Source organism: Paenarthrobacter sp. 10N417 (assembly GCF_056394745.1).
The window spans coordinates 181,560-205,098 of sequence record NZ_JBFTIL010000002.1; the positions used below are offsets into that span (position 1 = coordinate 181,560).

Annotated in this window: 26 protein-coding genes; 9 read left to right on the forward strand and 17 right to left on the reverse strand. The window is 62.5% G+C overall.

Annotated features, from left to right (window positions below; genetic code table 11):
* Positions 1-87 precede the first annotated feature (87 nt).
* From AC1DCM_RS03255 to AC1DCM_RS03270, 4 genes are all read right to left on the reverse strand, one after another.
* Positions 88-987, reverse strand: coding sequence for an EamA family transporter (locus AC1DCM_RS03255; RefSeq protein ID WP_477517270.1), 900 nt, complete (start codon positions 985-987; stop codon positions 88-90).
* A gap of 37 nt (positions 988-1,024) precedes the next feature.
* Complete coding sequence (locus AC1DCM_RS03260) at positions 1,025-1,426, reverse strand: RidA family protein (protein WP_477517271.1); 402 nt, start codon at positions 1,424-1,426, stop codon at positions 1,025-1,027.
* Between the two features lie 118 nt (positions 1,427-1,544).
* Entirely contained in the window at positions 1,545-1,964 is a 420-nt protein-coding gene (gene arfB / locus AC1DCM_RS03265) for an alternative ribosome rescue aminoacyl-tRNA hydrolase ArfB (protein WP_477517272.1), read from the reverse strand.
* 80 nt (positions 1,965-2,044) lie between these two features.
* Entirely contained in the window at positions 2,045-2,707 is a 663-nt protein-coding gene (locus tag AC1DCM_RS03270) for a TetR/AcrR family transcriptional regulator (protein WP_477517273.1), read from the reverse strand.
* Between the two features lie 99 nt (positions 2,708-2,806).
* On the opposite strand from AC1DCM_RS03270, the gene AC1DCM_RS03275 reads away from it, so the two are divergent.
* The 3 genes from AC1DCM_RS03275 to AC1DCM_RS03285 all read left to right on the forward strand — a co-directional run bounded on the left by AC1DCM_RS03275 (position 2,807) and on the right by AC1DCM_RS03285 (position 4,858).
* Positions 2,807-3,280: a nuclear transport factor 2 family protein gene (locus AC1DCM_RS03275; RefSeq protein ID WP_477517274.1), complete on the forward strand. Its 474-nt coding sequence runs from the start codon at positions 2,807-2,809 to the stop codon at positions 3,278-3,280.
* Positions 3,277-4,158 carry an SDR family oxidoreductase gene (locus tag AC1DCM_RS03280; protein WP_477517275.1) on the forward strand — a complete coding sequence of 294 codons (882 nt, stop codon included), beginning with the start codon at positions 3,277-3,279 and terminating at the stop codon, positions 4,156-4,158. The genes AC1DCM_RS03275 and AC1DCM_RS03280 overlap by 4 nt, the downstream gene beginning before the upstream one ends.
* A 67-nt stretch (positions 4,159-4,225) precedes the next feature.
* Complete coding sequence (locus AC1DCM_RS03285) at positions 4,226-4,858, forward strand: dihydrofolate reductase family protein (RefSeq protein ID WP_477517276.1); 633 nt, start codon at positions 4,226-4,228, stop codon at positions 4,856-4,858.
* Here AC1DCM_RS03285 and AC1DCM_RS03290 read toward each other — a convergent pair.
* From AC1DCM_RS03290 to AC1DCM_RS03305, 4 genes are read right to left on the reverse strand one after another with little or no spacing between them, the layout of a single operon-like run.
* Positions 4,830-5,219 (reverse strand): hypothetical protein, encoded by a 390-nt coding sequence (locus AC1DCM_RS03290; protein WP_442006567.1) that lies wholly within the window; start codon positions 5,217-5,219, stop codon positions 4,830-4,832. The genes AC1DCM_RS03285 and AC1DCM_RS03290 overlap by 29 nt on opposite strands.
* Positions 5,220-5,221: 2 nt before the next feature.
* Entirely contained in the window at positions 5,222-5,632 is a 411-nt protein-coding gene (locus AC1DCM_RS03295) for a DUF1801 domain-containing protein (RefSeq protein WP_442006568.1), read from the reverse strand.
* A gap of 60 nt (positions 5,633-5,692) precedes the next feature.
* Positions 5,693-6,385 carry a DUF4386 domain-containing protein gene (locus AC1DCM_RS03300; RefSeq protein WP_477517277.1) on the reverse strand — a complete coding sequence of 231 codons (693 nt, stop codon included), beginning with the start codon at positions 6,383-6,385 and terminating at the stop codon, positions 5,693-5,695.
* Entirely contained in the window at positions 6,382-6,954 is a 573-nt protein-coding gene (locus AC1DCM_RS03305) for a hypothetical protein (protein WP_477517278.1), read from the reverse strand. Before AC1DCM_RS03305 ends, AC1DCM_RS03300 begins: the two co-directional genes overlap by 4 nt.
* Positions 6,955-7,047: 93 nt before the next feature.
* Here AC1DCM_RS03305 and AC1DCM_RS03310 point away from each other — a divergent pair, with 93 nt between their 5' ends.
* Both AC1DCM_RS03310 and AC1DCM_RS03315 read left to right on the forward strand, forming a co-directional pair.
* Complete coding sequence (locus tag AC1DCM_RS03310) at positions 7,048-7,731, forward strand: TetR/AcrR family transcriptional regulator (protein ID WP_477517279.1); 684 nt, start codon at positions 7,048-7,050, stop codon at positions 7,729-7,731.
* Between the two features lie 8 nt (positions 7,732-7,739).
* A complete protein-coding gene (locus tag AC1DCM_RS03315; protein WP_477517411.1) occupies positions 7,740-8,093 on the forward strand; it encodes a TraR/DksA family transcriptional regulator in 354 nt (117 codons plus the stop codon).
* A 51-nt stretch (positions 8,094-8,144) separates the two neighbouring features.
* Here the strand turns inward: AC1DCM_RS03315 and AC1DCM_RS03320 are convergent, their stop codons facing one another.
* On the reverse strand, positions 8,145-8,363 hold the full coding sequence (locus AC1DCM_RS03320) for a hypothetical protein (protein ID WP_442006569.1): 219 nt from the start codon (positions 8,361-8,363) through the stop codon (positions 8,145-8,147).
* Positions 8,364-8,523: 160 nt separating this feature from the next.
* Between AC1DCM_RS03320 and AC1DCM_RS03325 the strand changes: the two genes are divergently transcribed.
* A complete protein-coding gene (locus AC1DCM_RS03325) occupies positions 8,524-9,108 on the forward strand; it encodes a carboxymuconolactone decarboxylase family protein (protein WP_477517280.1) in 585 nt (194 codons plus the stop codon).
* Here AC1DCM_RS03325 and AC1DCM_RS03330 read toward each other — a convergent pair.
* From AC1DCM_RS03330 to AC1DCM_RS03360, 7 genes are all read right to left on the reverse strand, one after another.
* Entirely contained in the window at positions 9,096-10,352 is a 1,257-nt protein-coding gene (locus AC1DCM_RS03330; protein WP_431120226.1) for an MFS transporter, read from the reverse strand. The genes AC1DCM_RS03325 and AC1DCM_RS03330 overlap by 13 nt on opposite strands.
* 116 nt (positions 10,353-10,468) lie before the next feature.
* Entirely contained in the window at positions 10,469-11,665 is a 1,197-nt protein-coding gene (locus tag AC1DCM_RS03335; RefSeq protein WP_477517281.1) for a VWA domain-containing protein, read from the reverse strand.
* On the reverse strand, positions 11,662-13,911 hold the full coding sequence (locus AC1DCM_RS03340; RefSeq protein WP_477517282.1) for a DUF5682 family protein: 2,250 nt from the start codon (positions 13,909-13,911) through the stop codon (positions 11,662-11,664). Before AC1DCM_RS03340 ends, AC1DCM_RS03335 begins: the two co-directional genes overlap by 4 nt.
* Positions 13,912-13,914: 3 nt before the next feature.
* Positions 13,915-15,021 (reverse strand): ATP-binding protein, encoded by a 1,107-nt coding sequence (locus AC1DCM_RS03345; RefSeq protein ID WP_477517283.1) that lies wholly within the window; start codon positions 15,019-15,021, stop codon positions 13,915-13,917.
* On the reverse strand, positions 15,018-16,478 hold the full coding sequence (locus AC1DCM_RS03350; RefSeq protein ID WP_477517284.1) for a DUF5691 domain-containing protein: 1,461 nt from the start codon (positions 16,476-16,478) through the stop codon (positions 15,018-15,020). Before AC1DCM_RS03350 ends, AC1DCM_RS03345 begins: the two co-directional genes overlap by 4 nt.
* Entirely contained in the window at positions 16,475-17,776 is a 1,302-nt protein-coding gene (locus AC1DCM_RS03355) for an SWIM zinc finger family protein (RefSeq protein WP_477517285.1), read from the reverse strand. The genes AC1DCM_RS03350 and AC1DCM_RS03355 overlap by 4 nt, the downstream gene beginning before the upstream one ends.
* Before the next feature lie 104 nt (positions 17,777-17,880).
* Entirely contained in the window at positions 17,881-19,815 is a 1,935-nt protein-coding gene (locus AC1DCM_RS03360) for an FAD-binding monooxygenase (protein WP_477517286.1), read from the reverse strand.
* 182 nt (positions 19,816-19,997) lie between these two features.
* Here AC1DCM_RS03360 and AC1DCM_RS03365 point away from each other — a divergent pair, with 182 nt between their 5' ends.
* A complete protein-coding gene (locus tag AC1DCM_RS03365; RefSeq protein ID WP_477517287.1) occupies positions 19,998-20,945 on the forward strand; it encodes a 5'-3' exonuclease in 948 nt (315 codons plus the stop codon).
* A gap of 157 nt (positions 20,946-21,102) precedes the next feature.
* Positions 21,103-21,654: a hypothetical protein gene (locus AC1DCM_RS03370; RefSeq protein WP_477517288.1), complete on the forward strand. Its 552-nt coding sequence runs from the start codon at positions 21,103-21,105 to the stop codon at positions 21,652-21,654.
* A gap of 146 nt (positions 21,655-21,800) precedes the next feature.
* Here AC1DCM_RS03370 and AC1DCM_RS03375 read toward each other — a convergent pair whose 3' ends face one another.
* Positions 21,801-22,889, reverse strand: coding sequence for a fatty acid desaturase family protein (locus AC1DCM_RS03375; protein WP_477517289.1), 1,089 nt, complete (start codon positions 22,887-22,889; stop codon positions 21,801-21,803).
* Positions 22,890-23,074: 185 nt separating this feature from the next.
* On the opposite strand from AC1DCM_RS03375, the gene AC1DCM_RS03380 reads away from it, so the two are divergent.
* Positions 23,075-23,494, forward strand: a complete 420-nt coding sequence (locus AC1DCM_RS03380) for a YciI family protein (protein WP_477517290.1) — start codon at positions 23,075-23,077, stop codon at positions 23,492-23,494.
* The last annotated feature ends 45 nt before the right edge of the window (positions 23,495-23,539 follow it).

The window sequence follows — 23,539 nt, forward strand, 5'->3', positions numbered from 1 at the left end:
TAAGCCTCGGTTCCAGGAGTGTCAGTTCCCTAGAAGCGAATCGCCCGCCAAGGATGACGAAACGCCCAAAAAAGCTGCCAACCATGCTCAAACGCCCGCGGTACGTCCCCTCTTTGGAAGAGGAGCCGGTACGACGGGTTGCTGTTGCCGCCGCCCGCCGCGCTGCGCCGCAGCACCGGCGACAATGACGAGCAAGAGACCTGCGAGTTGCAGCATCGATGGCAACTGACGCAGGACGATCGCGCCGAGCAGCACGCCGATGGCTGGTTCCATAGCCAGAAGAGTCCCGAATGCTGTGTGTGTCATGCGGCGGAGGGCAAACATTTCCAGAATGTAGGGCAGAACCGGTATCAGCACTGCCAAGGCGGCGGCAACGGCAACGGTTTCCCACGTGATGTGTCCCGTGGCTTGCGGCAGTCCAAACGGTGCCGCGGCTACAGCTGCAATCGGAATGGTCAGGGCGAGGGCTCCGATTCCATTGAAGCGATCACCCACCCGCTGGGTCAAAAGGATGTAGATGGCCCACCCCACGGCGCCCATCACCGCAAAACCGACTCCGAGCAGGTCCACGTGGCCTGCCCACGGTTCGGTGAGCAGCACGACGCCTGCCAGTGCCGTTGCCGGCAGGATCAAGGAACGGACCCCGCGACCCCGCAAGGCAGCAACCGTAAGCGGTCCGAGGAATTCAATGGCAACCGCTGTTCCCATGGGAATGCGTTCCATGGCGGCAAGAAACGTCACCGACATTACTGCGGTGGCAACGCCGAGGCCAACCACGGCCGGAGCGTCACGAAGTCGCAGGGTCTTCAGGGGTGGACGGGCCAGTGCCAGGAGGATGAGGGCTCCCATACTCAGGCGCAGCCATGCTGTCCCGAGGGGACCCAACGTTGGCATCAACCCCAGTGAGAGGGCGGAGCCGAGCTGGATGGAGAACATTGCTGCGACGGTCAGGAGCCATGGGGGGATTGGGCCTTTGAAAGTGCTCATAAGGCATAATACTGCACTGATAGTGCAGTCTGATTCTTTAGCGCTCGACGGCGGCTACCGCACTGATCTCCACCAACGCCCCGGGAACGCCCAAACGGGACACAAACGCTGCTGTCACGAGGGGCGGCTCGTCGGCGGCGAGTTCCGAGGCAATTGCCCCGTAGCCTGCGGCGAGGTCGGCACCGTCCACGAAGAGAACCGTCCACTGCACAACATCGCTGAGGGTTGCCCCGGCAGCCGCCAGCGCGGTCTTTGCGTTTGCCAGGGCGCGGGCAGATTGCACTCCAACATCACCTTCGCCGATAAGCGAACCGCCACTGTCGACCGAGTTCTGGCCGCCGACGTAGATGGTGGTGGCGTTTGGAGGGACGATGGCTACGTGGCTGAATGCGGGGCTGGAGACAAGCCCCTCGGGCCGGATGCGCTGGATGGATGACATGACTGTATGCTGCCATCCCCGACCAATTGCCAAAAGAGGTGAGCCCAAGCGCCCGGGCTGGACCGGCTTCATCACACAGTCGCGCGCGTCACTCAGGCACTCGTCATTCCAGTGCTCGTCACTCAGGCGACGGCCGCCGTCGTTGCTGTTTGGTTGCCGCCCTCTGTACTTTTGCGGCGCGATGCCGCTGTGCTGACCCGCGTGTGGGTTTCGTTGCCCTGCGCACGGTCCTTGGGGCAAGGCCCGCCACAACAATGTCAGCGAGCTTGGCCAGGGCGCTCTCGCGGTTGCGTAACTGCGAGCGCTGCTCGGAGGCTGTAACTGTGATGACTCCGTCGACGAGTCGCTTCTCCAGTCGACGCAGCAGGATCTCCCTTTGGCTTTCTGTCAACGCTTCCGATATGGCTACGTTCCAGAAAAGCTCAGCCCTGCTGTCGGTCGTGTTGACGTGTTGACCGCCCGGTCCTGATGAACGCGAGAACCGCCAGCCGAGTTCCGAGGCCGGAATCGTGAGGGAGGGCGAGATTTCCAGGTCCATGGGACAAGCGTTGCACGTCAGGGGCGGGTCTTCCCAGCCGGGCGGTCCTTCGACGTGACGTGTCAGAGTAGCTTTGCAGGTCAGAGCAGGTTTGCAGTCAGCGTTGAGGCGACAAACCGGCCATACTGCTCTGCGCTCCACCCTCGTTTCAGGACGAGGCTCTCGAACAGTTCGGAGGTGGTGCACGCGAACATGACGTCGGCGGCCTCTTCCGGGGACAAGCCCGGACGAAGCAGGCCGCGGGCAGTCAGTTGGCGCGCGTTGTGCAGCATCCTGCGATGGCGGGCGTCGTCGACGTCCTTCAGGAGGTTGGCCATGTCGGCATCCCCTGTTGCGGCGGCGTCGCGGATGAGCAGGATGATCGGCGTCGAAAGTGGACTGACTTCTGCAGTGAACCGGCCGAACTGCTCCATCAGTTCCCGCGGGTCATCTGCCCTTACTTGTGCGAGGTCTGAGCGCTGCTCGGCAGGCGCGCCGCCCTTGCCGAGGAGGCTCTGCTCGTGGAGAGCGTGGACCAGGCCGGCTTTGCCGCCGAAGTTCTTGTAGATGGACTCCGCCGACACCCCGGACGCACCGGCAATTTCGGCGATGGTGGTTGCGCCGAAGCCCTGCAGGAGAAACAGTTCCCGGGCGCGCGCAAGGATGGTGCGCCGGGATGTCTCGGCTGCTTGGCGGCGACGGCTTGCATCGTAGCTGCGTTGAGTCCCGGATGTTCCGCCGGGACTCTTGATTCCGGTTGCCATGACTTCTAGACTCCAATCAATACAGAGAACTGTATTGAATTCAAGATACCAGCCCTGCCCGCCCGTGAGGTGAAAATTGCGGGGCACCAAGGAGTCACCATGGAATCCGTGGAGGGACTTGAGCGCCTTCCGGAAGGACCCGTTCGCCGGATGTTCGCAGCTTCCGGACGCCGCGACCTTGACGCTTTGGTCGCCGAATTCGCCGACGACTATGTCAACATCACTCCGATTCATCCCGAACGGAATTTCACCGGCAGCGCCCAGGTCCGCGCCAACTGGACCAGCCTTTTTGCTGGCATCCCCGATCTCACACCGGCAATCGCCGACGCCGCAGAAGGCAAGCACGGAACCATTTGGGTGGAATGGGGCGCCCGGGGCACCAGGCGCGATGCCACGCCGGTGGAACTTGCCGGCGTCGCGATCTTTACAGTGCGCCAGGAGCGAATCGCCTCCGTGCGTTTCTATCTCGAACCTGTGGAATGTACTTCAGGTGATATCGACGACGCCGTGCGGGCCACTGCCGGCGCGGGTCTTCAGGCTGGGGCCGTACTTCCGACATCGCAGGGGTCATGATCCTCGTAGTGGGTGGCACGGGCCGCCTGGGTTCACGCCTTACCGGGGAGCTGGTTGGGCACGGGGCTTCTGTGCGGGTCATGGCCAGGGGCGAATCCCAGCCATTCCCAGGAAAGCCGGTGGACGGCGTCGAGCTTGTCCGTGGGTCCCTCGCCTCAGGCACGGACTGCGGGCGGGCCGTTGCCGGGTGCAGCCATGTGGTGTTCGCGGCGTCGGGCTTTGGGCTGAAAAGGGGCGGCAGCCCGCGCAGTGTGGACCGCGACGGCGCACTGCGGCTCATCGATGCCGCATCCCGGGCGGGCGTGGAGCATGTGGTCATGATGTCGATGCATGGGGCAGCTCCGGATGCCCCTCTGGATTTCCTGCGCATGAAGTACGCAGCGGAGGAGGCGCTGAAGGCCTCGGGCATGGCGTGGTCAGTGATCCGAATGGGAGCAAACCTCGAGCAGTTCCTCGATTCAATGAGCCAGCCCCTTCACACGAAGGACAGGGTGCTTGTCTTCGGTTCGGGACGGGCACCTGTGACATTTACGTCGACGCCGGACGCTGCAGCGGCTGTCTTATTGGCTCTTTCCGGCCCTTCCTTGCATGGAAGGACCGTTGAGTGGGGGTCCGAAACGCACTCCTTCAACACGCTCGCGGAAGCTATCCTCGCGCACGCCGGAAAGGGTTCGATCCAACGGATACCAGTGGCAGCCTTACGGGTGATGGCCGCCGTCGCACGTCCGATTTCGCCGTTTATGGCCCGGATGGCGAGGGCGGCCCTGTGGATGGAATCGGGAGAGGCGTCCTTCAATCCAGCGGTGGAACGTGCCGCCTTCCCTGAAATTCCGGTGATCGGACTGCGTGAGAGTTTGGACCAGATCAGGAGCACGTGAGTCGTGGTGCAAACCGTCTTTCGGGAGGACAATGCTAGGCACACCCGAAATCCCGTAAGGAGCAGCCATGGGCGAGCCAACTACAGAAGCGACATCAGCGCAGTTGACGGTGGACTTGATCATATCCCTGGACGGGTATGCCTCCGCCGAGGGCTGGCCCGGCTGGTGGGGACTGGAATCCCCGGAATACCTTGCCTGGCTCGAGGAGGAAGGGAAGAAGGAGTTCACCACACTTATGGGCGCCAACACCTACCGGGTGATGTCAAGCATGTCGGAGCAGGCCGCGGGCGAAGACTCCGGGTTCTCCGAGGAAGAGGGAGCGGCATTGACCGGCCTGGCGGCCGTGCCAAAGATTATCTTCTCGTCCACTCTTCAGGAACCGCTGGCCTGGCCGAATTCTGAACTGGTGAGCGGTGATGCGGTGGAAGCTGTCAAGGAGCTGAAGCGGACCCGGACCGGCGCCCTGACCACTCTGGGAAGCCTCAGCCTCTGCCGCTCCTTGTTGACGGCCGGACTCGTGGACCGATACAGGATTGTTGTTTTCCCCGTGATCACAGGCCGCACCGGCAGGGAGCGGATTTATGACGGGTATCCTGACGTCTCCCTTGAAATGGTGAACAGCAGGACTTTCGATGGTCAACTACAGCTGCTGGAGTACATACCCACGTTGATCAGCGGTCCGCCTGTCCGGCAGCCGTGAACAACGGCTCCAGCGAATCCGAATAGCTGGACAGTATTTCGGCAAACGTGAGTAGTTGGAATCCTTCAGTGCGGCAGAGGAGTGGCTCGCAGCTGGCTCCTTTCGCGGAAAGCGTCGCAATTCCCCATGGATGCGTTGGCTCGCCGACCGTGATGCCTGCTGCGTCGAACGTGTCACGGAGCACGTAACGCGTGACGGTCCGCCAGGACTGCAGGAACGGTGACCGCAACTGCTCAATGAGTTCTTCGTCGTTGGCGTCGTAGGCCGCCCACAGGTTCATGGACAGCTCGTCCCACTCCTTGGCGTCGCGGACCATGAGGTGGGCCGCCCGGAGGCGGGCAATCGTTTCGTTCAACCTCATGGTCAGTCCCCAAACTTCCTGTCGTTTTTGATCTTCCGCCACCCACCTGCGCGATTGTTGGCGGCAATCTGTCGCAGCATCTCAATCAGGGGCTTCGTAGGTACTTCGTCATCGACGTAAAAGCTGATCATTCGGCCAGTCTTGTTATCGTGCCCGGCTGTAATGATCCCGGCAGGGTCAGGAACAATAGCGCCGTCGTAGAGAAAGAGGTTGACGTGGTTCTTGGCCGCGAGCAACGCGCAGACGTTTCCCTCCAGGACAAAGTACGGCTGAACCCGTCTCTTGATCGTCTCCACGATGTCCGGTTCTGCCTCGTGGATCACGTCCCGCAGTTCCTCACAAACTGCTTTTTGCCAGTCCGGGAGGGCGTCCATGTAACTATCGACTCCGGGATGGCGCGCGTAGTTCCCCATGACGTTATTAGGGCATCACACCCCAGGGCTTGTCCAGACCGATTGCGGCCCGGCTGTTAGTCAGAGCAGAAGGAACACCCCTACTACCACCAGCCACAGTGACCACACAATGTAGGTCACGGGAGTCAATACCGCGGCTAGCCTGAACCCCTTGGGTTCGAAGGGGCCGACAAATTCCAGTGAGCACAGAGCCAGCACACCGCCTACAACAATTCCCACCGTCCCCAGCCAGCCCGGAACAGCGGTGCTTTGCATCATTGCCACACCAGCCAAAATGCTCCACGCGCCACTGAAGAGGTAACCCAGATGCTCGCCGACGGCTACGCCAAGATAGCGATTGAAGGACTGGAACACGATGTCGACTGCTTCCATGCGGGCTTGCGTAGCCTTGGGATCGCTCGCCATCCGCGCAAGATAGGGCACCAGGAACGGCCACCGGATGAGTCCGAGGAACTGCACCACGGCGGCCAGCACTCCCGCCGCTGACCCAAGCGCCAGCAGTGTGGAATCCGCACCTTCCAGCGCACTGGAAAGCACGATGGACGCCGGCGCCAGCAACACGGCCGTCGTTGCGAAAGACCACCAGAGCAGCACAAGCCCTGGCCCGCCATCGCGGAAGCGCTGCAGAATTTCGTGCGATGGCCTGCGGAGGATGTCCGGGTAATCGAACTTGGCGGCCAGTCCTGCGAATGCGGCGTTGAAGGCCACGGGCATGACCATCAGGAGCACGCCGGCAGCGACGGAGGTGTTCACGACTGGGTCCGTGCGACTGGCCCCACGCCGGCACTTGCGGCCAGAGGAGCAGATGGACTGGTTCGGCGTCCTAGGATACGACGGAGTACCAGGCCCGCAGCGACAGTGACCACAAGTGCACCACTGGTTCCGAATACGACGTAACCACGGTCGGCGTCGATTATGACATTGGCAGTGACTACCCAGCCAAGCCCCCACGTTGCACTTGCGGTCACCGCCCACAAAGCGGCGACACGCAAGCCTCGGCGGAAGACCAGGCCTTGCGCGATTCCCACAGCAGCCCCCGCACTGAAGCCGGTCAAGGCCAAGGCGCCCAACGACGTCGACGATCCCGTGGCGATGGCGGCGAGTGCACTGCCGACACTCATCCCAACGGTGCTAGCGGCCATCCACCGCCAACTAACAGCGGGGCGCAAGGCCAGGTACTGGGCCGCGCCGAGTAGTGCACCGGCTATAGCACCCGCCGCGCTGGCAGTGAGTGGGTTGGCCGCTGAGCCGACCAGCATGAAGGCCAACCAGCCGCCCAACGGAAATCCAAGGAATGAAGGTATCCAGCGAAGGATTGACAAGGTGAATCTCCCGGGTAATTAAGTGGTTGTGTACGTTGTACGTTACGCTTAGTGTACGATGTACGCAATAGGAACCAACAGAAAGTTCAACCCATGTCTGGAACCGTAGCGGCTCGCCGCAGCCGACGTCGCCGCAACTCCCTCACTGTGGAAGAGATCCTTGATGTCGCCGAAGGCGTAGCCGCCGATGGGATCGAGTCGCTCACCATCCGTGCCGTAGCCGCCGAGTTGGAATCTTCCCCCATGGCGCTCTACCGCTATTTCAGCACCAAAGACGAACTCGTCGACGCGTTGCTGAACCGTGTTCTGGGACGCATGGATCCACCCTCGGAAAGCACAAGTTGGATCACGGACCTGGGGCTGTTCGCACGGAACCACCGGGACATGCTGAATACTCACCCATGGGCAGTCGCGTCCCTCTTCGCCCATCCACTGCCTGGACCCAACGCGTTGCCGATCGGGGAATGGGCGTTGCGGATTCTGGCTCGGGGTGGGATCACAGGCGACGCCGCAGTTGCGACATTCAGTGGCATTATTGCCCTGAACTATGGCTGGGCATCATTTGTGCTTGCACGGACCCGCGGGGCAGGGGAGTCGCTGGAAGGGGACCTTCAGGATCCGGATCTGGCACAGGCCTTCCCGCTTACTACTGCAGTGGCCGATCCAATGAGCCGCTACGCCAGCGAAGAACACTACGCAACGGTGCTTGGGCAGATGCTGGCAGGCATCTCCGCCGGCACCGGCCGACACCCTGATGGCGAATTGACGCAGGCATGACCGGGCACATGCACGACGTCGAGCGGTTCCGGGTTCTCCTGGAGGAGGAACGCGACCGGAAGCTTGCCCTGCTGAAGGCGCTGCGCCGCGACATCACAGGAGTCAGCCTTGCCCGCCAGGACTCGAACGTCGACGACGAGCATGATCCTGAAGGCACAACCATCGCCTTCGAGCTCTCACAGGCCTCGGCGCTGCTGGACCAGAGCCGTATCGGCCTGGAGCAGATTGAAGCCGCATTGCAGCGGATTTCGGATGGAACGTACGGTATATGCGCGATTTGTGGTGTCGCCATTCCCGAGGGGCGGCTCGAAGCCAGGCCATGGACGCCCTTTTGCGTCAGTCACGCCTCAGGTAACCGGTAAAACCCGGTAAACAGTAAAACCCAGGCAGATATGAACCCGCCCCAGCGCAATTTACGCCATGTCAGGGCTGATGGGCACGAACTCGATACCCTGCTGGACCTTCTTTTTTGGTCCCCGATCGAAGCCCTTGCCGTCGAGGTTATTTCCTGCCCGGAACGCGGCCAAGGCGTCGTCGAAGATTTCGTTGAGCCGCTGGCCCTGGAAAACCTTCTGGGTGCCGTCGGCAAAGGTGATGGACACGGAGGCGCTGGCGGGAAAATGCCGGCTCATTCGGATGAAGCCTTGGGAATCCTGCCGTAGGGAGATCATTGCTTGTCCACGCTTTCAGTATCTGGGTTCCACCACAATTCACGGTGAAGTCCCACTCTGTCATTCTGACGGACCTGCCGCCTCATTTACATTCCCCTGACCGGGGACCAGAATAGCGCCCATGTCCATTCTCAAGGTGCAATCCGAGTCCGAGGCCACAGGTCTGACCGCCGAAATCTACCAAGCCGATCTGAAGTCGATGGGCTACGTTCCGAGTCATACAAAGGCAATGAGCATAAACCCGGAGGCATACAAGGCGTGGCAGGCGCTGATTAAGGCAATCGTCTCATCGCTGGGTCTGCGACGATACGAACTTGTAACGCTCGCGGCCGCCCAGGCCATTGGGTCCTCCCATTGCAGATTGGCCCATGGGAAGAAAACATTGGCCATCATTGATGAGGAGCAGCTGCTCGCTGTTGCCCGGAACTACAGGGATGCCGGGCTGCCCCTTGAGGAAGTCGCGATGATGGATTACGCGGTCAAGCTCAGCACCAATGCGGCTGCAATGAAAGACGACGACACGCAGCGCCTTCGCGATGTGGGCTTCAGCGACAGGGAGATTGCCGACATCACCCTGGCTGCCACCGCCAGGAACTACTTCAGCCGCGCGCTTCTTGCCCTGGCCGTAGACCTGGACGTACCTCCAGGGGTGACCACGGAGCTTCAGGACGCCTTGTTAACGCCACTGCCGGCTCAAGGTGACTGAACGGCTTCGGTGTTGGCGCGGTCTGCGGATGCCCCCTGCCTACGGCTGGCCAGCAGGAACGGCACCGAAATGAGCTCAATAATGCCCGCCATGGCCAGCGAGGCAGGGTAGCCGTAGAGGTCAGCGCCACGCCCAAGGAGTGGCTGTACCACCACTCCGCCGCTGGATCCCATGAGCGAATCGAAGCTCAGGACCGTGGCCCGCTGCTTCGAGGGGATCATGTCATTGACGTACGCCTGCCGGACTGGAGTTGCCGCAGATCCGACCACACCCCAGACTGCCAGCAGCACCAGGGCCACCCAAAAGACACGGGTGAAGCCGAGGACCACCAAGATCACGAATCCTGCCATGCCCCCAAGGATCAGTACCGAGGTGCGTTTATGGAACAGACGCCGGGCATGTGGAGCGAGCCAGCCGCCCAGGATTTGCGAGCCAGCCACGATTGCCGCGGCGAGGCCCGCAATGGAATAGGCCCTCGGGTCCCCATACAGGTCAAGAAGAAATGGCTGCAGGGCGTAAAAGACATAGATCCCGACGCCGGCACTAAAGGGAGCGGCCAGCATGACGTACCGGACGGGCGGGTTTTTCAGACCGTTCTCGATCGAGGCTGAGAGTACTGCACGGGTGGCCCGGAGGGGGTGGGTGGACCGCTCAGGTGAGAACCCGACGTCGTGCATTAATCCAAACGCAACGGCGAACATGGCAACCAAAACGAAAACCCGAATGAGGAACGGGACGCCAAGGTTGGTGGCTTGGGCGATCACCCCACCTGCCACGGAACCCAGCAGCATCGCCACACCCTGCACCATCTGGCCGCGGCCCAGAACGCTTTCAAGGCCGCCCTCATAGCCGGAGAAGCGCAAGGCATCCACCAGCCAGGCTTCCACGGCTCCGGAGAAGAACGTAAACCCGAGGCCAAGGAGCACCGAGACGACTGCCCACATCCAAAACGGCGCGGAGATCTGCCAGAGCACGTAGTACAAGTACGTAGACGCTGCCAGCGTGATCGTGCCAAGCAGGAAAGACGTGCGGCGACCCCAGCCGTCGGCGATGACGCCCGTGGGTACTTCGAAAAGGACCATGCCCGCTGTGAAGAAGGCGTTGGCCGCGAAGGCCTCGAGGTTGCTCAAGCCTGCATCAAGCAGGAAAAGCGTGTTGATACCCCAGATAAAGGAAGCCGCCACCGTGTTGCCCAGCGTCAGCGTGAGATAGACACGTTGAATCTTTCTGGCGGCGTCGTTCAAGGTGTCGCCGCCGGCGCTGGGAGGGGTGACCACAAGCTCATTCTCGTCTCGATACCCGGCCTCCGCCAGAGCGCGAGGGACCAGATCCCAGGAAGAGTTTGCTACGTCCCGGTTTGCTAAGTCCCGTGTGTCGTTGGAATATCCTGGGACGCCGCCCACTCGCCGACGTCCCGGCGCTCAATGGCCGCCGCCATCATCTCCGGAAACAGGTCCGGCGTGCAGGCAAAAGCCGGGACACCAATCCCGGCGAGCGCTGCGGCGTGGCTGGAGTCAAAGGAAGGATGACCACTGTCACTCAAGGCCAGCAGGGCGATCATGGTAGTTCCCGCGCCAACAATCGAAGCGGCACGGCGCAGCATCTCCTCGGCTATCCCACCTTCGTAAAGGTCACTGATCAGCACCAGGATGGTCTCGGTCGGCTTGGTGATCTGATCCTGGCAATAGGCCAGGGCGCGGTTGATGTCGGTACCACCACCGAGCTGCACCCCAAACAACACGTCCACGGGATCATCCAGGTCCTCGGTCAGATCAACGACTTCAGTATCGAAGACCACCAGACGGGTGCTCACGGAACGCAGTGAACTGAGCACCGCACCGAAGACGCTGGAGTACACCACGGATTCCGCCATGGATCCTGACTGATCGATGCACAGGATGATCTCGCGCTGGATCTCCGTGCTGCGCCGGGCATGGCCATGGAGTTGTTCGGGCACAACCGTCCGGTATTCGGGCTGGTAATGCTTGAGGTTGGACGCAATGGTCCTGTTCCAGTCAATATCCCTGTGCCGTGGACGCCTGGTCCGGGCGGACCGGTTCAACGCCCCGGAGACAGCCTGAACGGTCTTGGCGCGCAAACGATCCTCAAGATCCTTGGTCACTTGGCGAACCACAGACCTTGCTGTCTCGCGCGACTGCTCGGGGATAACCCTGCCCAGGCCAACAAGCGTGCTTACCAAGGTGATATCCGCTTGGACCGTTCGCAACATCTCGGGTTCAAGGAGCAATTGCCGCAGCCCCAGACGGTCCATTGCGTCAGCCTGCATCACCTGGACCACGGAAGAGGGAAAGTATCCGCGGATATCTCCGAGCCACCGTGCCACACGTGGACTCGACGCCCCGAGCCCGCCTCGGCGAGCGGATCCCTCGCCATACAGCTCCTCAAGGGCTTGGTCACGCCGGGCATCATCGGCCGACAGCTGGACGCGCTCGCCGTCGGCTTTTGAGATGCCGTCTGCCTCGTTACCGCCCAGCACTAATCGCCAGCGGTCCAGCCGGTCGCGCCCCTTGGCCTCCTCGTAACTGACGCCTGTCATGCGACCTCCTCCCATCCCAGAATGCGGGCCATCGTCCTGATGGCCGGGCCTGCCGCAGCCAGATTAAAGCTTGTGCCTGCCGTGGTGTCCCGCGAGGCGTCGACTCTGCTCAGCTGTTCACCGATCGCCCGCCGCTCAGGGCGGCTGAAGGCCGAGAATGTCCTGCGCAGGAGCGGCAGCACGTCCTCGAAAACCTCGTCCTGCACGCCATCCACCCACTCATCCACAATCTGAAGGAGGCGGCGATCATGGATCAGCAGTGTGGCGTCGCCGGACAGCAGCCCATCCAACCAGGCTGCAGCCTCGGGGGCCGGGGCTGCGACAGACAAACGGCGGCTGAGGTTCGCCGCAACGTCGTCGGCGTCCACCAGGCCGGCGTCCAGCAGGAGCCGTAGAGCACGACCGGCCACGGAACCGTGGATCCGGTCAGAATGTGCCACCGCGGCGAGCGCAGAATGCCAGTCGTCCAAGGGCAAGTCTGGTAGCAGGGACAGCCCGTCGTGGGCGGAGTCGATCGCCCCGCGCATGACGGTGGCAGCGTCGTCGTCCAAAGCTGCGCAAGCTGTGGGCAGGCCGACGCAGGCGCGCACGACAGTGGCTTCCAGGATCTTTCGGACATCGCTCACGTCCACTCCGCGCACGTTGCCGTACCGGCACGTGCGGGCAAGAGGAGCGATGGTGTTCAGGAGAGGGGGAACGTCCTGCTGCAGCGCTGTTCGCTCAGCAAGAGCAGAGACGACGCCGGAAATGCCGTCGGGGAGATCCGCAAGCAGGCAGTTTGCCAGCAGTTCGGACAGGACAGGAAGGCCCTCGGAAACCTGGGCTTCTTCGGTCACGAACGCCGCCGCGGCGGAGGCAACTGTTGTGCCGTAGCGGCTTGCTTCCACCAAGGACAAGGCGAGTTCAGGCTTCCAGAGAAGGGTCCACGCCTCCTTGAACGTGCCGGTGGTACGGCCGGTGTCAGTGGGCACGCCCCAGTCCACACCCAGCAGTGCCAGGCGATGGAGCAGCACGGAACGCGCCAGTTGGTTGGGTTTTCGCAGGTCCAAGACCATGACCTCTTCCATGGCGCTGGCTTTCATCCTCAGTTTGCGTTGTGCCGCGGCGAGGTCAGCAGCCAGCGGAAGCGTAGGCGCGGAGTCCGGCACCCTGCCGAAATCCCGTCCGACACTTAGTTCGCGATGTACCAATGCCAACGGCAGGGGAGAGCCATCGCAAAGGACGGCCTGCGCAGCGTCGTCCAGTTCGGGTAACCCCGGGCTTGGCCGACCCCGAACGGCAGCGAGGGTCTTTGCCATCCGGCTCGCCTCCACCACGGAGGCCGTCGAGGCGTCGAGGTTTTCCTTGCGCAAAGCCCGGGCAACTCGAACAAGCCAGGTCGTAGACACATCCACGCGTGGATCCTGGGCCATCCAGTGCGCGAACAGATGCTGATACCAGCCCGGTGCCGTCACACCTGCCCCGTATCCGCTCCGCAGGCTGAGCCGGTCCGATGTCCACGGGACCCATGTCACGGCCACCTTGGCCTTGGGCAGGCCAGCGAGTACTTTGTTGTCCGCGGAAACGGAGGGGAAGCCGGCGGGCACGAGTGCTGGTGCATGGTAGGCGCCGCAGACCACAGCGATACGACCGTATCCGTCACGAATCGCCGCCCTCAGGATGCGCCGCATTGCCGCTTCCCGGCGGTGATTCTCCACGACGTCCGGATGATCGGGGGATCGGCCGTCCAGTGCCCGGATTTCGGAAATGGCATCGATCAAGGCCTCGAAGCGCTCCACGGGGTTTGAGTTGCGGTGCTCGACGGCGTCCTCCCACCAGCGCTCGGCATCGCTGTACCCGGCAGCTTCTGCCAGGATGCCGATTGCATCCGGGCGGTACGGCTGATCCGGGGTGGAAATCGACTCAACGGCTTCGGCAGCTACCCTCAGTCCGAATGTATGAGCCGCTGGCAGATCGATGGCCTGCACGGGGGTCCCCGTAGACAGCGCCCAGCGGATGGCTACCCATTCAGGTGAAAAACTGGCCATGGGATAAAAGGAAGCCAACCGCGGCTCGTCCACTGCGTAGATCAGGCCTGCGACCGGAGGAACCATTTCTGGATCGGTGATGAGCGGAATGACTTGATCGAGCTCAGGCGGGCCCTCGACCAGTACCAGATCCGGGCGAAGGGTGGCCAATGCTTCGGCCACCGAGTGCGCCGAGCCGGGTCCGTGGTGCCGGATCCCCAGAATGTGGACGTCAGTCATCGCCTAGGTCGTCGACTCAAGGTCACGGCAGGCCCGGTAGAGGTCCTTCCACTCGGGTCGGTTCCGCACCACCGTCTCCAGGTACTCCTGCCAAATCACTCTGTCCTGCACCGGGTCCTTGATCACTGCGCCCACCAAGCTCGCCGCAACGTCATCCGCCCGGACCGTTCCGTCGCCGAAGTGGGCTGCGAGGGACAGCCCGTTGGTCATCACGGAAATCGCCTCCGCCGTGGACAGAGTGGCCGACGGGGATTTGATGGTGGTGCGTTGATCCTGGGTGACCCCGGAACGCAGTTCGCGCATGACAGTGACTACCCTGCGGATTTCGGAGAGTGCTGCCAAGTCAGCCGGAAGCTCCAGCGCCTCGCCCAAGCTGCGTACACGTGTTGTCACGATCTCCACCTCCTGATCGATGGTGTCCGGAAGCGGCAGGACAACTGTGTTGAACCGCCGGCGGAGAGCCGAGGAGAGCTCGTTGACGCCTTTGTCGCGGTTGTTCGCGGTGGCGATCACATTGAACCCCTTGCGGGCCTGCACTTCCTCATTGAGTTCGGGGATGGGCAGAGTCTTCTCGCTGAGGATGGTGATGAGGGAATCCTGGACGTCAGAGGGGATGCGCGTCAGTTCTTCCACCCGCACCAGGCTGCCGGCCTCCATTGCACGCATCACAGGTCCCGGAACCATGGCTGCCCTCGAGGGACCTTCGGCGAGTAGTCGTGCGTAGTTCCACCCGTACCGCAATGCTTCTTCGGGTGTTCCCGCCGTGCCCTGGACCACCAGCGTGGACGCGCCCGAAATAGCCGCGGCCAGGTGCTCGCCAAGCCAGGTCTTCGCAGTTCCCGGCACGCCCAGGAGCAGCAGGGCCCGGTCCGTAGCGAGGGAAGCCACAGCGATTTCCACCAGGCGCTCCTGGCCCAGGTATTTCGGCGTGATCACGGCACCATTGGGTAGGGTTCCGCCCAGGATGTACGTGGTGACGGCCCATGGAGAGAGCCGCCAACTGGGTGGCCGGGGCCGGTCGTCAACCGCCGCCAACACACTGAGTTCATCGGCGTACGCATTTTCGGCGTGGGCCCGGAGAACATCGGTTCCGTTTGGGGCATCTGTCATTGGAAGGCCTCCGTGAGGGATTGTCGGAATGCTTGGTATTGAACAGCGTCGCGGAGCACCCGACGCCGGGCAGGGTCCTCGTCTGAACGCTCCAGAAGGCGTCGGCATTGCTCGGCGGCCTCCGGCGGCAGCGCGGTTGGCAGCACCTGCGCTAGCATGGCCGCCAATTGGCCACCGTTCTTGCCGGCAATCAGCCCGAGCAGCGCATCAGCCAACCCCAACCCCCACGGCTGGGGCAGATCCCGTAACAGCGGAACCAAGGTCAGGGGCTGGTCAATGCCATTGCGGATGTACCCTTCCAGCCATTGCTCACGCTCACCAACGGGCAGGCAACCCAGCAGCCGCACGTCGGTCCGGACGGTCAGCAGCGCGCGTATCCACTCAAGGTCCTTCCGGCTCACGGCAGCAGTGATGAGGCCCTCCAGGACTCTGGGCTCTGGTTCCAGGAGTTCCACAGTTGAGGCCGGGCTGCGGCCGGACACGGATGTCCAGACCTCAAGCGGTGCACCCCTTATGATGATGTCCAATCGCGCCAGTCTGTCAGGTTCACCACTTCGTTGGTTGGACGGGATGCCGTCGCGTAAAGCTTGCTCATCCGGGTCTGGCGGAAGGTCGATGTCGATCCGCTTGTTCAACAGCCCCTTCAAATGCAGCAGGGGAAGCAGCCGGGCAGACATGCGCCCGGCTCGGAGACTGCCAGGGAGTCGGTCCAACAATCCGGTTGCCACCTCGCGCACACTCTTCGCTTTGTCGTCCAAGGCGCGTTCCAACAGCTCTTCGTCGTCGCTGCCCATGTTCGTGGCCAACAGGGCCAGTTGATGTGCGCGTTCCCGGGCGCTTAGGTCATCCCAGTGCGTCGCCAGCCTCTCACGTGCAGCTGCAGGGTCAGTGCTTCGGAGGCGTTCAAGGTCCGCCCTGGCGTCTTCGCTCCCCAGCTCTGCCCCTTCATCGGCCGGCTTCGGAACTGATGTTTTTGAGAGACTTTGAAGCCAGCGGCCGCGGGTTCCGATGGCTGGCTCCAAGCGCTTGAAGACAGCTGCTTTAGTTTCGGCCAACGCGAACATCGCCGGAAGCAGTCGGTGCGGGACCCGGCGTCGTGATTCTTCTGCCAGCTGAAGCCAGTCCACTACCAGTTGGTTCCTCAACTCCAGTCCGACCGGCGGTTGAGTGAGCAGGAGTTCCAGCAGCCGGGCAGCTTCTCCAGCGGCCTGCGGCTCCGTATCAGGCGACGCCGGCAGCGGCAGAGTGGCGGCGGGCGCTTGGGCGGGTCTGCGGGACGCGCGGATGACGACATCCGCCATGGCGGCCTGGTCCAGCACCTCTTCCTCACGGGACAATCCTTCGGGAGGGCGCACACCCAGCCCAGCTGGCGGAGACGGCGCGGAATGCCTCCCTGTTCCTACGAGTGCGGCAGTGCGTAACCCGTCCAACCATGTCAGCTCGTCCAACCACGTCATGGAGTCACCACCGCGTCATCGACGACGACGGTCAGCGGCCGCAGGCGGCCATCCTCGAGTTCGCCGAAAACATCTACCGGAAGGCCGCCCGTGAGTGCCAGCAGCGAATCGAGGGGAGCGTCGTCCATCAAGGCAAGTGCGTTGCCGTTCTCCTCCACGAGCCAACCGAAGTCTTCGGGCAGGATGGTGACGCCGGACAACAGCAGGGGCTGGCGGTCGCGCCACGGTGAGCGGGCAACAGCGGCTGGCTGCTGCTCGAGGGCTTGGGCGATGGTGCAGCCAGGACCGAGGCTGGTGGCCAGTCCTTGTGATGCAACGGCACTGGTGAACATCGCGCGTTGCGGCGGGGAGCCGGGGTAGCGGGCAACTGTGACGTCCAACAGGGCGCCCGCGAGTTGAGGTGTCGCGAGCCCTTGGCCTTGCCCGGCAAAATCCAGGATGACCACCACCGTGCCATCGGGACCCCGGAGCCAGGTCCGCTGCTGTTGGAGCCGGCCGTCGTCGCTTCGATGGGCTCCCAGTACCAGCCATGGGCCCGGGAGCGCCTCGGTATCCTTGACGTCGGCCGATGCAGTGGCCCAACCGACGGCTGCTTTAACGTCTGCAAATTCCTCGGCAGACAGCGTGTCCCGTGCGGCCCAGGCTTTGGTCAGCGCCCACCAGCGGCCTGCATGAAGCAACAGGTGGTCTGCCCAGTCGGTCCTGCCGTGGACCTCCGAAGCCATGCTCCGCACTTGTTCGGCAAGGCCTGGCAACTGGGAGTCGACCAATCGGGCCGCCACACCATCCCACCAGGAATAGGGCTGGCTGCGGGCGGCGGCAAGCCCGGTCCGGATCAGGTCGGTGAGCCAGCGGGCGAAGTCTGCGATTCCTGCATCCATGAGTGCTTGTCGCTCGGCGAGCCGTTTGGCCTGCGCTTCGGGATCCGATGCCTCCCCTGACTGCCGGCGATCCTTGGCGTTGGCACGTTCTGCGCGCTGCCCTGCCCATTCCTGCGCGAAGTCCGCCGTCTCGGCCGAAGCCTCCGCAGCCTCACCCCGTGCCCACAGAAGAAGCAGTGCCAGGGCGTGTTTGCAGGGAAATTTGCGGCTTGGACATGAGCATCGGTAGGCAGGGGCGACGATGTCCACGCTCACTTGATAGGGCGTGTTCCCGCTGCCTTGGCATTTGCCCCAAACCAGGACGTCGTTGCTCCCTGAGTCCGACCATGGGCCGGGATGTGCCAGTTTTCGTGCCGCTGCCAAAGACGATGCGTCGGGGGCGGCGTTGATGACTCTCTCTTCGCTCCAACGCCCCATGAGGGCTATTCTGCCTGACACCTGCGACGCTTTGGGAGAGGACAGCGACGGGGCGGCGATTTGCTGCCGGGAGCCTTGCCCGGCTCCCGGCAGCTGCCGCCGTCCTAAGCCTGGTGGCTGACCAGATCCGCGTCTGTTGCGCTCGACTTTTCCCGCTGCCCGGAATGCAGGGTAGCAAAGAACGAGCCCAGTTCCGCGGTGGCTGTCAGTGGGAGCACGTTCGCGACGTACTGGTCTGGGCGGACCACTACAACCACACCGTCGCGGCTGAGTCCGCGCAGCTCAAAGATGTCTGCTTTCGGGTCCGTCCCGAAGACCTTCTCCAGGTAGGTGAGCTTGAACGGTCCAACGGTCGGCTTGAACGCCGTGGGGACGGCATTGATGTCTACGTTGGTGTGGTCCTGTTGGTAGATCACCTTCACATCGAACCAGGCGTCACGGTCGGCGTCCGACGGCGTCGCGGCCAGCGGTGAATCCGGCGAGTTCGCAATCCACTCAGCTAGGTCCGCGACCGGTCCCGGGGCGCCTGCAGGGGCGGCGTCGGCAAAGACGTAGATGCGCCAGCGTCCGTCTGCCTTGGCATGGTGGCCGAGGTGCATCGGATTCGTGTCGCAGACCCGCAGGACCGGGGCCGACTTGAAGCGCTTGCCGATCGGGAAGCCCGTTGCCAACTCCTGGTGCTGCGCTTCGGCCACGAGCATGGACGGAGCGTACTGGGTCATGAAACCTGCAGGGAACTCCGCGGTGCTGGTGTAGAAGGTCTCCAGCTCCGCCGGGTCTTCGAACTCTTCGGGCTTCTTGGCCATGAGCGTTGACCATTGCTTGTCGAAGTCGATCAGGTTCTTCGCCACCACCTGGCGTTCAGCCGAGTAGGTGTCCAGCAGGGACTCGGGGCTGCGGCCTTCGAGGACGTGTCCGAGTTTCCAGCCGATGTTGAAGCCGTCCTGCATGGAGACGTTCATGCCCTGCCCGGCTTTCGCACTGTGCGTGTGGCAGGCATCGCCGGTAATGAACACCCTCGGCGTCCGCGTCCCGCGCTCCTCCGGCAGGACGTCGTCGAACCTGTCCGTGAGCCTGTGGCCTACCTCATAAACGCTGTGCCAGGCGACGTTGCGGACATCCAGGGTGTACGGATGCAGGATGTCGTTGGCCTTGCCGATGATCTGCTCTATGGTGGTCTTCCGCACGGCGCCGTGATCCTCGGGTTTCACCTCGCCCAGGTCCACATACATGCGGAACAGGTGGCCACCCTCGCGGGGGATCAGCAGGATGCTGCCGCCAGCACCAGACTGGATGGCACATTTGGTGCGGATATCCGGGAAGTCCGTGACGGCCAGGACGTCCATGACACCCCAGGCATGGTTGGCCTGGTCACCTGCGAGATGGCACCCGATGGACTCGCGGACCTTGCTGCGCGCCCCATCCGCACCGACGACGTACTTGGCACGGATAACCCGTTCCTGGCCTTCATTGGGTCCGGTCGTGTGACCGAGCGTGACGGTCACGGGGTATTCGCCCTGGGCAGTGACGCTAAGCCTGCGGAATTCGTAGCCGTAGTCCGGTGTCATGCGCGTGGGGGAGTTGGCCATGAACTCCGCGAAGTAGTCCAGCACGCGTGCCTGGTTCACGATCAGGTGCGGGAATTCGCTGATTCCTGTGGGGTCATCCACGGCGCGGGCCGCGCGCACGATGCGCGAATGGTCCGCGGGGTCCGGCTTCCAAAACGCCATTTCGGTGATGCGGTAGGCCTCGGCGGTGATCCGCTCGGCGAACCCGAACGCTTGGAAGGTCTCGACGCTGCGGGCCTGGATGCCGTCGGCCTGACCAATGGCGAGGCGCCCGGGGCGGCGCTCGATAATACGCGTGGTGATATCCGGGAACTGGGCCAGTTGCGCCGCGGTCAGCATCCCTGCGGGGCCAGTGCCCACGATGAGAACGTCAACTTCGTCGGGAAGCTCGGCCGGGCGGTCGATGCCGACGCCGGCAGCCGGCTCGACTCGCGGGTCACCGGATACGTAACCGTGGTGGTGGAACTGCACGGGCTTTCCTCACTTCTTTGTGGGCCTAAATTGTCTGTTGTTCTATAGTTGAACACGTTGTTCTATTATCGCTCACATCATCGTAATGCGGCTCACAGTGCGGATCAAGTCTTTGCCCTTCTCGCCGACGAGGTTTAGCTCAGGTTCACGGTGATTCCGGGCAAGACGTGTCAGGATCAGGTATGCCTCGACTCATGCTCCTGGACACTGCCTCCTTGTATTTCCGCGCTTTCTACGGCATTCCGGACTCCATCCGCCGCTCCGACGGCACGCCCGTCAACGCCGTCCGTGGCCTGATGGACATGATTGCCCGCCTCACCACCGAGTACGAAGCGACCCACGTGGTCGCTTGCTGGGACAATGACTGGCGCCCGAAATGGCGGGTTGAGCTGATCCCCAGCTACAAGGCGCACAGGGTGGCCGAAATCGTGCCGGTGGGCCCCGACGTCGAAATCGTTCCCGATCCTCTCGAAGCGCAGATCCCGCTGATCCGCCACGTGCTGGACCTCGCGGGAATTGCTGTGGTGGGCGTCGATGATCATGAAGCCGACGATGTTGTGGGTACGTATGCCAGCCAGACGAAGCTGCCCACTGATGTGGTCACGGGTGACCGGGACCTTTTCCAGCTCGTCGATGACGATCGGGACGTCCGCGTCATTTACACCGCCCGTGGCATGAGGAACCTCGAAGTGGTCACCGACGTCGTCGTCGTTGGAAAGTACCGCGTGCTGCCGCAACAGTACGCCGACTACGCCACCCTGCGTGGCGATTCCTCCGACGGACTACCGGGCGTTGCCGGCATCGGCGAGAAAACGGCCGCGTCTTTGCTCGCGGAATACGGCTCCCTGGAGGGCCTCCTGGAGACAGCAGAGGATCCCGACGGCGGATTGTCCAGTTCCGTACGCGCCAAACTTGCCGCAGCGGCCGGGTACCTCAAGGTGGCGCCCGCCGTCGTAAACGTGGTTCGAGACTTGAAGGTTCCCACCCTTGAGGAGGCAGGCGCCCAGCTGCGCCCCGTGACAGGTGAGGCGCGCGCTGAGCTTGAGCGCTTGGCTACGGACTGGAACCTGGGTGGTTCGGTCAAGCGATTGCTTGCGGCCTTGGACACCCAACCGCACCTTCACAGCTGATTGACAGCTTCACAACAGCGTGGGCTTGGGTGATCGACTCATTGTAGTAACAGGACGGTGTTACAGATCGTCTGGAAGTTACAAGCTGTCTGGAAGTTATAGGCCGCTCGGACGGCTCAGCAGCCGTTACAGCGGCGCCGGATTGAGGAGAGGCACCATGTCAAAGACCAAGAGAATCACGCTGGGCATTACAGCCGGAGCGTTGGCGCTGGGTGCAGGGCTGGGTGTCACCAGCGTTGCTTCAGCCACCACGACGCCGACGCCGAGCGCAACGTCGTCAGCCGATGCCACCACGCCCCCGGAGGGCCACGGAAGGCCCGGAGTCCACGGCCCCGACCGCGGTCAGCTCGCAGCGGACCTTGCCGCCAAGTTGGGAGTGGACGAAGCCAAAGTCACCGACGCGTTGAAGGCCTTCAGAGAAGCGAATAAGCCCACCACTCCACCAACTCAAGGCACCGAGGGAACCAAGCCGGACCGGACGGCGCAGGAGGCCGCCATGGCCAAGTCCCTGGCCGCTGCGCTGGGCATTGATGAATCCAAGGTCACTGCCGCCTTGCAAGAAATCCGCACTGCGGCCCAGGAGGAGCGCGCCGCTGCCCTCAAGACCAGGCTGGACAAGGCCGTCACGGACGGCAAGCTCACACAAGCCGAAGCTGACGCCGTCACCAAGGCTGTTGAAGCCGGAGTTATCGGAGGCGGCGGCCGCTAAGGCCCCTGCCCGCGAGCCGCTGAGGCTCTGCTAGCGAAGAGAAGAAACCACGACGCCTACACTTGGCAACAAAGGATCCCCCGGACAGTGCTCGTAACACCTCCGGGGGATCCTTTGCGTGCACGCCCTTGTCACCAGTGGCGACCCTATCCAGGCCTGAACCTGTCCACGACAGGACATTCAAAGGGTTCGCCAGCGAAGAGACCCACGTTGTTCAAGTACCTGACGACGATTGCGTACGAAGCTGCCAGTGAAGTCTCCGTGTAAGGGATGTCCAGTTCCCGGCAACATTCCTTGACGATTCCGGAGGCACGCTGCAGGTAAGGCCTGGGCATGTCCGGGAAGAGGTGGTGTTCGATCTGCCGGTTCAGTCCGCCCATAAGTGCGTCAAGGAACCGTCCCCCGGAAATGTTCCGGGCAGTAAGAACCTGGCGGTTCAGGAAATCCGCCCTGCTGGATGCTGGCAGGATGGGCATGCCTTTGTGATTGGGGGCGAATGCAGCGCCCATATAAAAGCCGAAGACGCCCAATTGGACGCCAAGGAAGGCAAAGGCCATTCCCAGCGGCAACAAGGAGAACACCAAAACCGGCACCACAAGCAGGCGCAGCATAAGGACAGGGATTTCCACCCAGCGGTGATCTGCCTTTCGTTGGCGTAACAAGTACTTCAACGAATCAACATGCAGGCTCGCACCGAGGAAGAACAACAGGGGGAACAGCAACCATCCCTGTTTCCGGGTGACACTCACCATTGGGCCGCGACGCGATGCGGCGGCCTCGGGATGGAAGGCGATGGCGCCTGTGTGGATATCCGGGTCCTTATCGATGACATTGGGGAAGTTGTGGTGCCGGGTATGCTTTTGGGCCCACATCGCATAACTGATTCCCACCAACCCCGTGCCAATCAGGCGCGCGGACCATTCGTTCATGCTCTTGGATTTGAACACCTGGCGATGGGCGGCCTCATGTGCGAGAAACGCGAATTGAGTGAGGACAACGCCCATGCCCGCCGCGATCAAGAGCTGGAACCACGTGTCCCGCAAGAGAAGAAAGCCACTCCATGTTCCGGCCCACGCCAGCATCAGAATCACGAAAACCGTGATGTAGAAACCCCGGCGGCGCTTCAGCAAGCCCGCACTGCGGACGGACTTCAGGAGGGCTGCATAGGAGTTAACCATCCGGGCGGCGGCACCGCGTTCCGGAAAAAAGTCTTCGGGAGAGCGTGATGATGCCATGATGCCTCGAACCAGTTACCGGCGGGAAAACACATCGTTTACCCACTGTTCCTCAGGATACGCCCGGCAGCCCTGGATGGAACGGGAAATTTCTTTTGAGAGGTTGTCGATTTCGCCTCGCACTGTTCGACCCATGAATGAGAAGGTCGAAGGGCGACCTTCCACAACACAGGAGATTGAGTGCAATGGCCAAGTACATGCTGATCATGCGGGCAACCGACGAATCGTTCGCCAAGTTCGAGAACATCGACTTCAACGAAATCCTCGAAGCGATGGGCAAGTTCAACGACGAACTGATCCGGGCTGGAGTGCTGCTCGCTGCTGAAGGACTGGACGATGCAAAGGAAACCGTCGTGGTCGACTTCACCGGTGACACCCCGGTGGTCACTGATGGCCCGTACGGTGAAACGAAGGAACTGTTTGCCGGTTACTACATCCTGGATGTCGCCTCCAAGCAGGAAGCAATCGAGTGGGCCAAGCGTGCTCCGATGACCGCAGGCAGCAAGACAGAGATCCGCCGGGTCACCAGCATCGACGAATTCCCCCAAGACAACGAATGGATCCAAAAGGAGCGGGCTTGGCGCGAGCGGACCGGACAGCTGTAGACGGGACGGCCATTGCTTCGGGGGAGCACCTGCAACGAGCAGCAC

Bases quoted from the DNA above. Each gene is read 5' to 3' on its own strand.
- AC1DCM_RS03275 (WP_477517274.1), top strand. From the start codon at position 2,807: ATGGAATCCGTGGAGGGACTTGAGCGCCTTCCGGAAGGACCCGTTCGC.
- AC1DCM_RS03260 (WP_477517271.1), bottom strand. From the start codon at position 1,426: ATGTCATCCATCCAGCGCATCCGGCCCGAGGGGCTTGTCTCCAGCCCC.
- AC1DCM_RS03315 (WP_477517411.1), top strand. From the start codon at position 7,740: ATGCACGACGTCGAGCGGTTCCGGGTTCTCCTGGAGGAGGAACGCGAC.
- AC1DCM_RS03370 (WP_477517288.1), top strand. From the start codon at position 21,103: ATGTCAAAGACCAAGAGAATCACGCTGGGCATTACAGCCGGAGCGTTG.
- AC1DCM_RS03375 (WP_477517289.1), bottom strand. From the start codon at position 22,889: ATGGCATCATCACGCTCTCCCGAAGACTTTTTTCCGGAACGCGGTGCC.
- AC1DCM_RS03355 (WP_477517285.1), bottom strand. From the start codon at position 17,776: ATGGGGCGTTGGAGCGAAGAGAGAGTCATCAACGCCGCCCCCGACGCA.
- AC1DCM_RS03345 (WP_477517283.1), bottom strand. From the start codon at position 15,021: ATGACAGATGCCCCAAACGGAACCGATGTTCTCCGGGCCCACGCCGAA.
- AC1DCM_RS03285 (WP_477517276.1), top strand. From the start codon at position 4,226: ATGGGCGAGCCAACTACAGAAGCGACATCAGCGCAGTTGACGGTGGAC.
- AC1DCM_RS03310 (WP_477517279.1), top strand. From the start codon at position 7,048: ATGTCTGGAACCGTAGCGGCTCGCCGCAGCCGACGTCGCCGCAACTCC.
- arfB (WP_477517272.1), bottom strand. From the start codon at position 1,964: ATGGACCTGGAAATCTCGCCCTCCCTCACGATTCCGGCCTCGGAACTC.
- AC1DCM_RS03280 (WP_477517275.1), top strand. From the start codon at position 3,277: ATGATCCTCGTAGTGGGTGGCACGGGCCGCCTGGGTTCACGCCTTACC.
- AC1DCM_RS03255 (WP_477517270.1), bottom strand. From the start codon at position 987: ATGAGCACTTTCAAAGGCCCAATCCCCCCATGGCTCCTGACCGTCGCA.
- AC1DCM_RS03325 (WP_477517280.1), top strand. From the start codon at position 8,524: ATGTCCATTCTCAAGGTGCAATCCGAGTCCGAGGCCACAGGTCTGACC.
- AC1DCM_RS03335 (WP_477517281.1), bottom strand. From the start codon at position 11,665: ATGACAGGCGTCAGTTACGAGGAGGCCAAGGGGCGCGACCGGCTGGAC.
- AC1DCM_RS03380 (WP_477517290.1), top strand. From the start codon at position 23,075: ATGGCCAAGTACATGCTGATCATGCGGGCAACCGACGAATCGTTCGCC.
- AC1DCM_RS03295 (WP_442006568.1), bottom strand. From the start codon at position 5,632: ATGGGGAACTACGCGCGCCATCCCGGAGTCGATAGTTACATGGACGCC.
- AC1DCM_RS03365 (WP_477517287.1), top strand. From the start codon at position 19,998: ATGCCTCGACTCATGCTCCTGGACACTGCCTCCTTGTATTTCCGCGCT.
- AC1DCM_RS03350 (WP_477517284.1), bottom strand. From the start codon at position 16,478: ATGACGTGGTTGGACGAGCTGACATGGTTGGACGGGTTACGCACTGCC.
- AC1DCM_RS03340 (WP_477517282.1), bottom strand. From the start codon at position 13,911: ATGACTGACGTCCACATTCTGGGGATCCGGCACCACGGACCCGGCTCG.
- AC1DCM_RS03270 (WP_477517273.1), bottom strand. From the start codon at position 2,707: ATGGCAACCGGAATCAAGAGTCCCGGCGGAACATCCGGGACTCAACGC.
- AC1DCM_RS03320 (WP_442006569.1), bottom strand. From the start codon at position 8,363: ATGAGCCGGCATTTTCCCGCCAGCGCCTCCGTGTCCATCACCTTTGCC.
- AC1DCM_RS03290 (WP_442006567.1), bottom strand. From the start codon at position 5,219: ATGAGGTTGAACGAAACGATTGCCCGCCTCCGGGCGGCCCACCTCATG.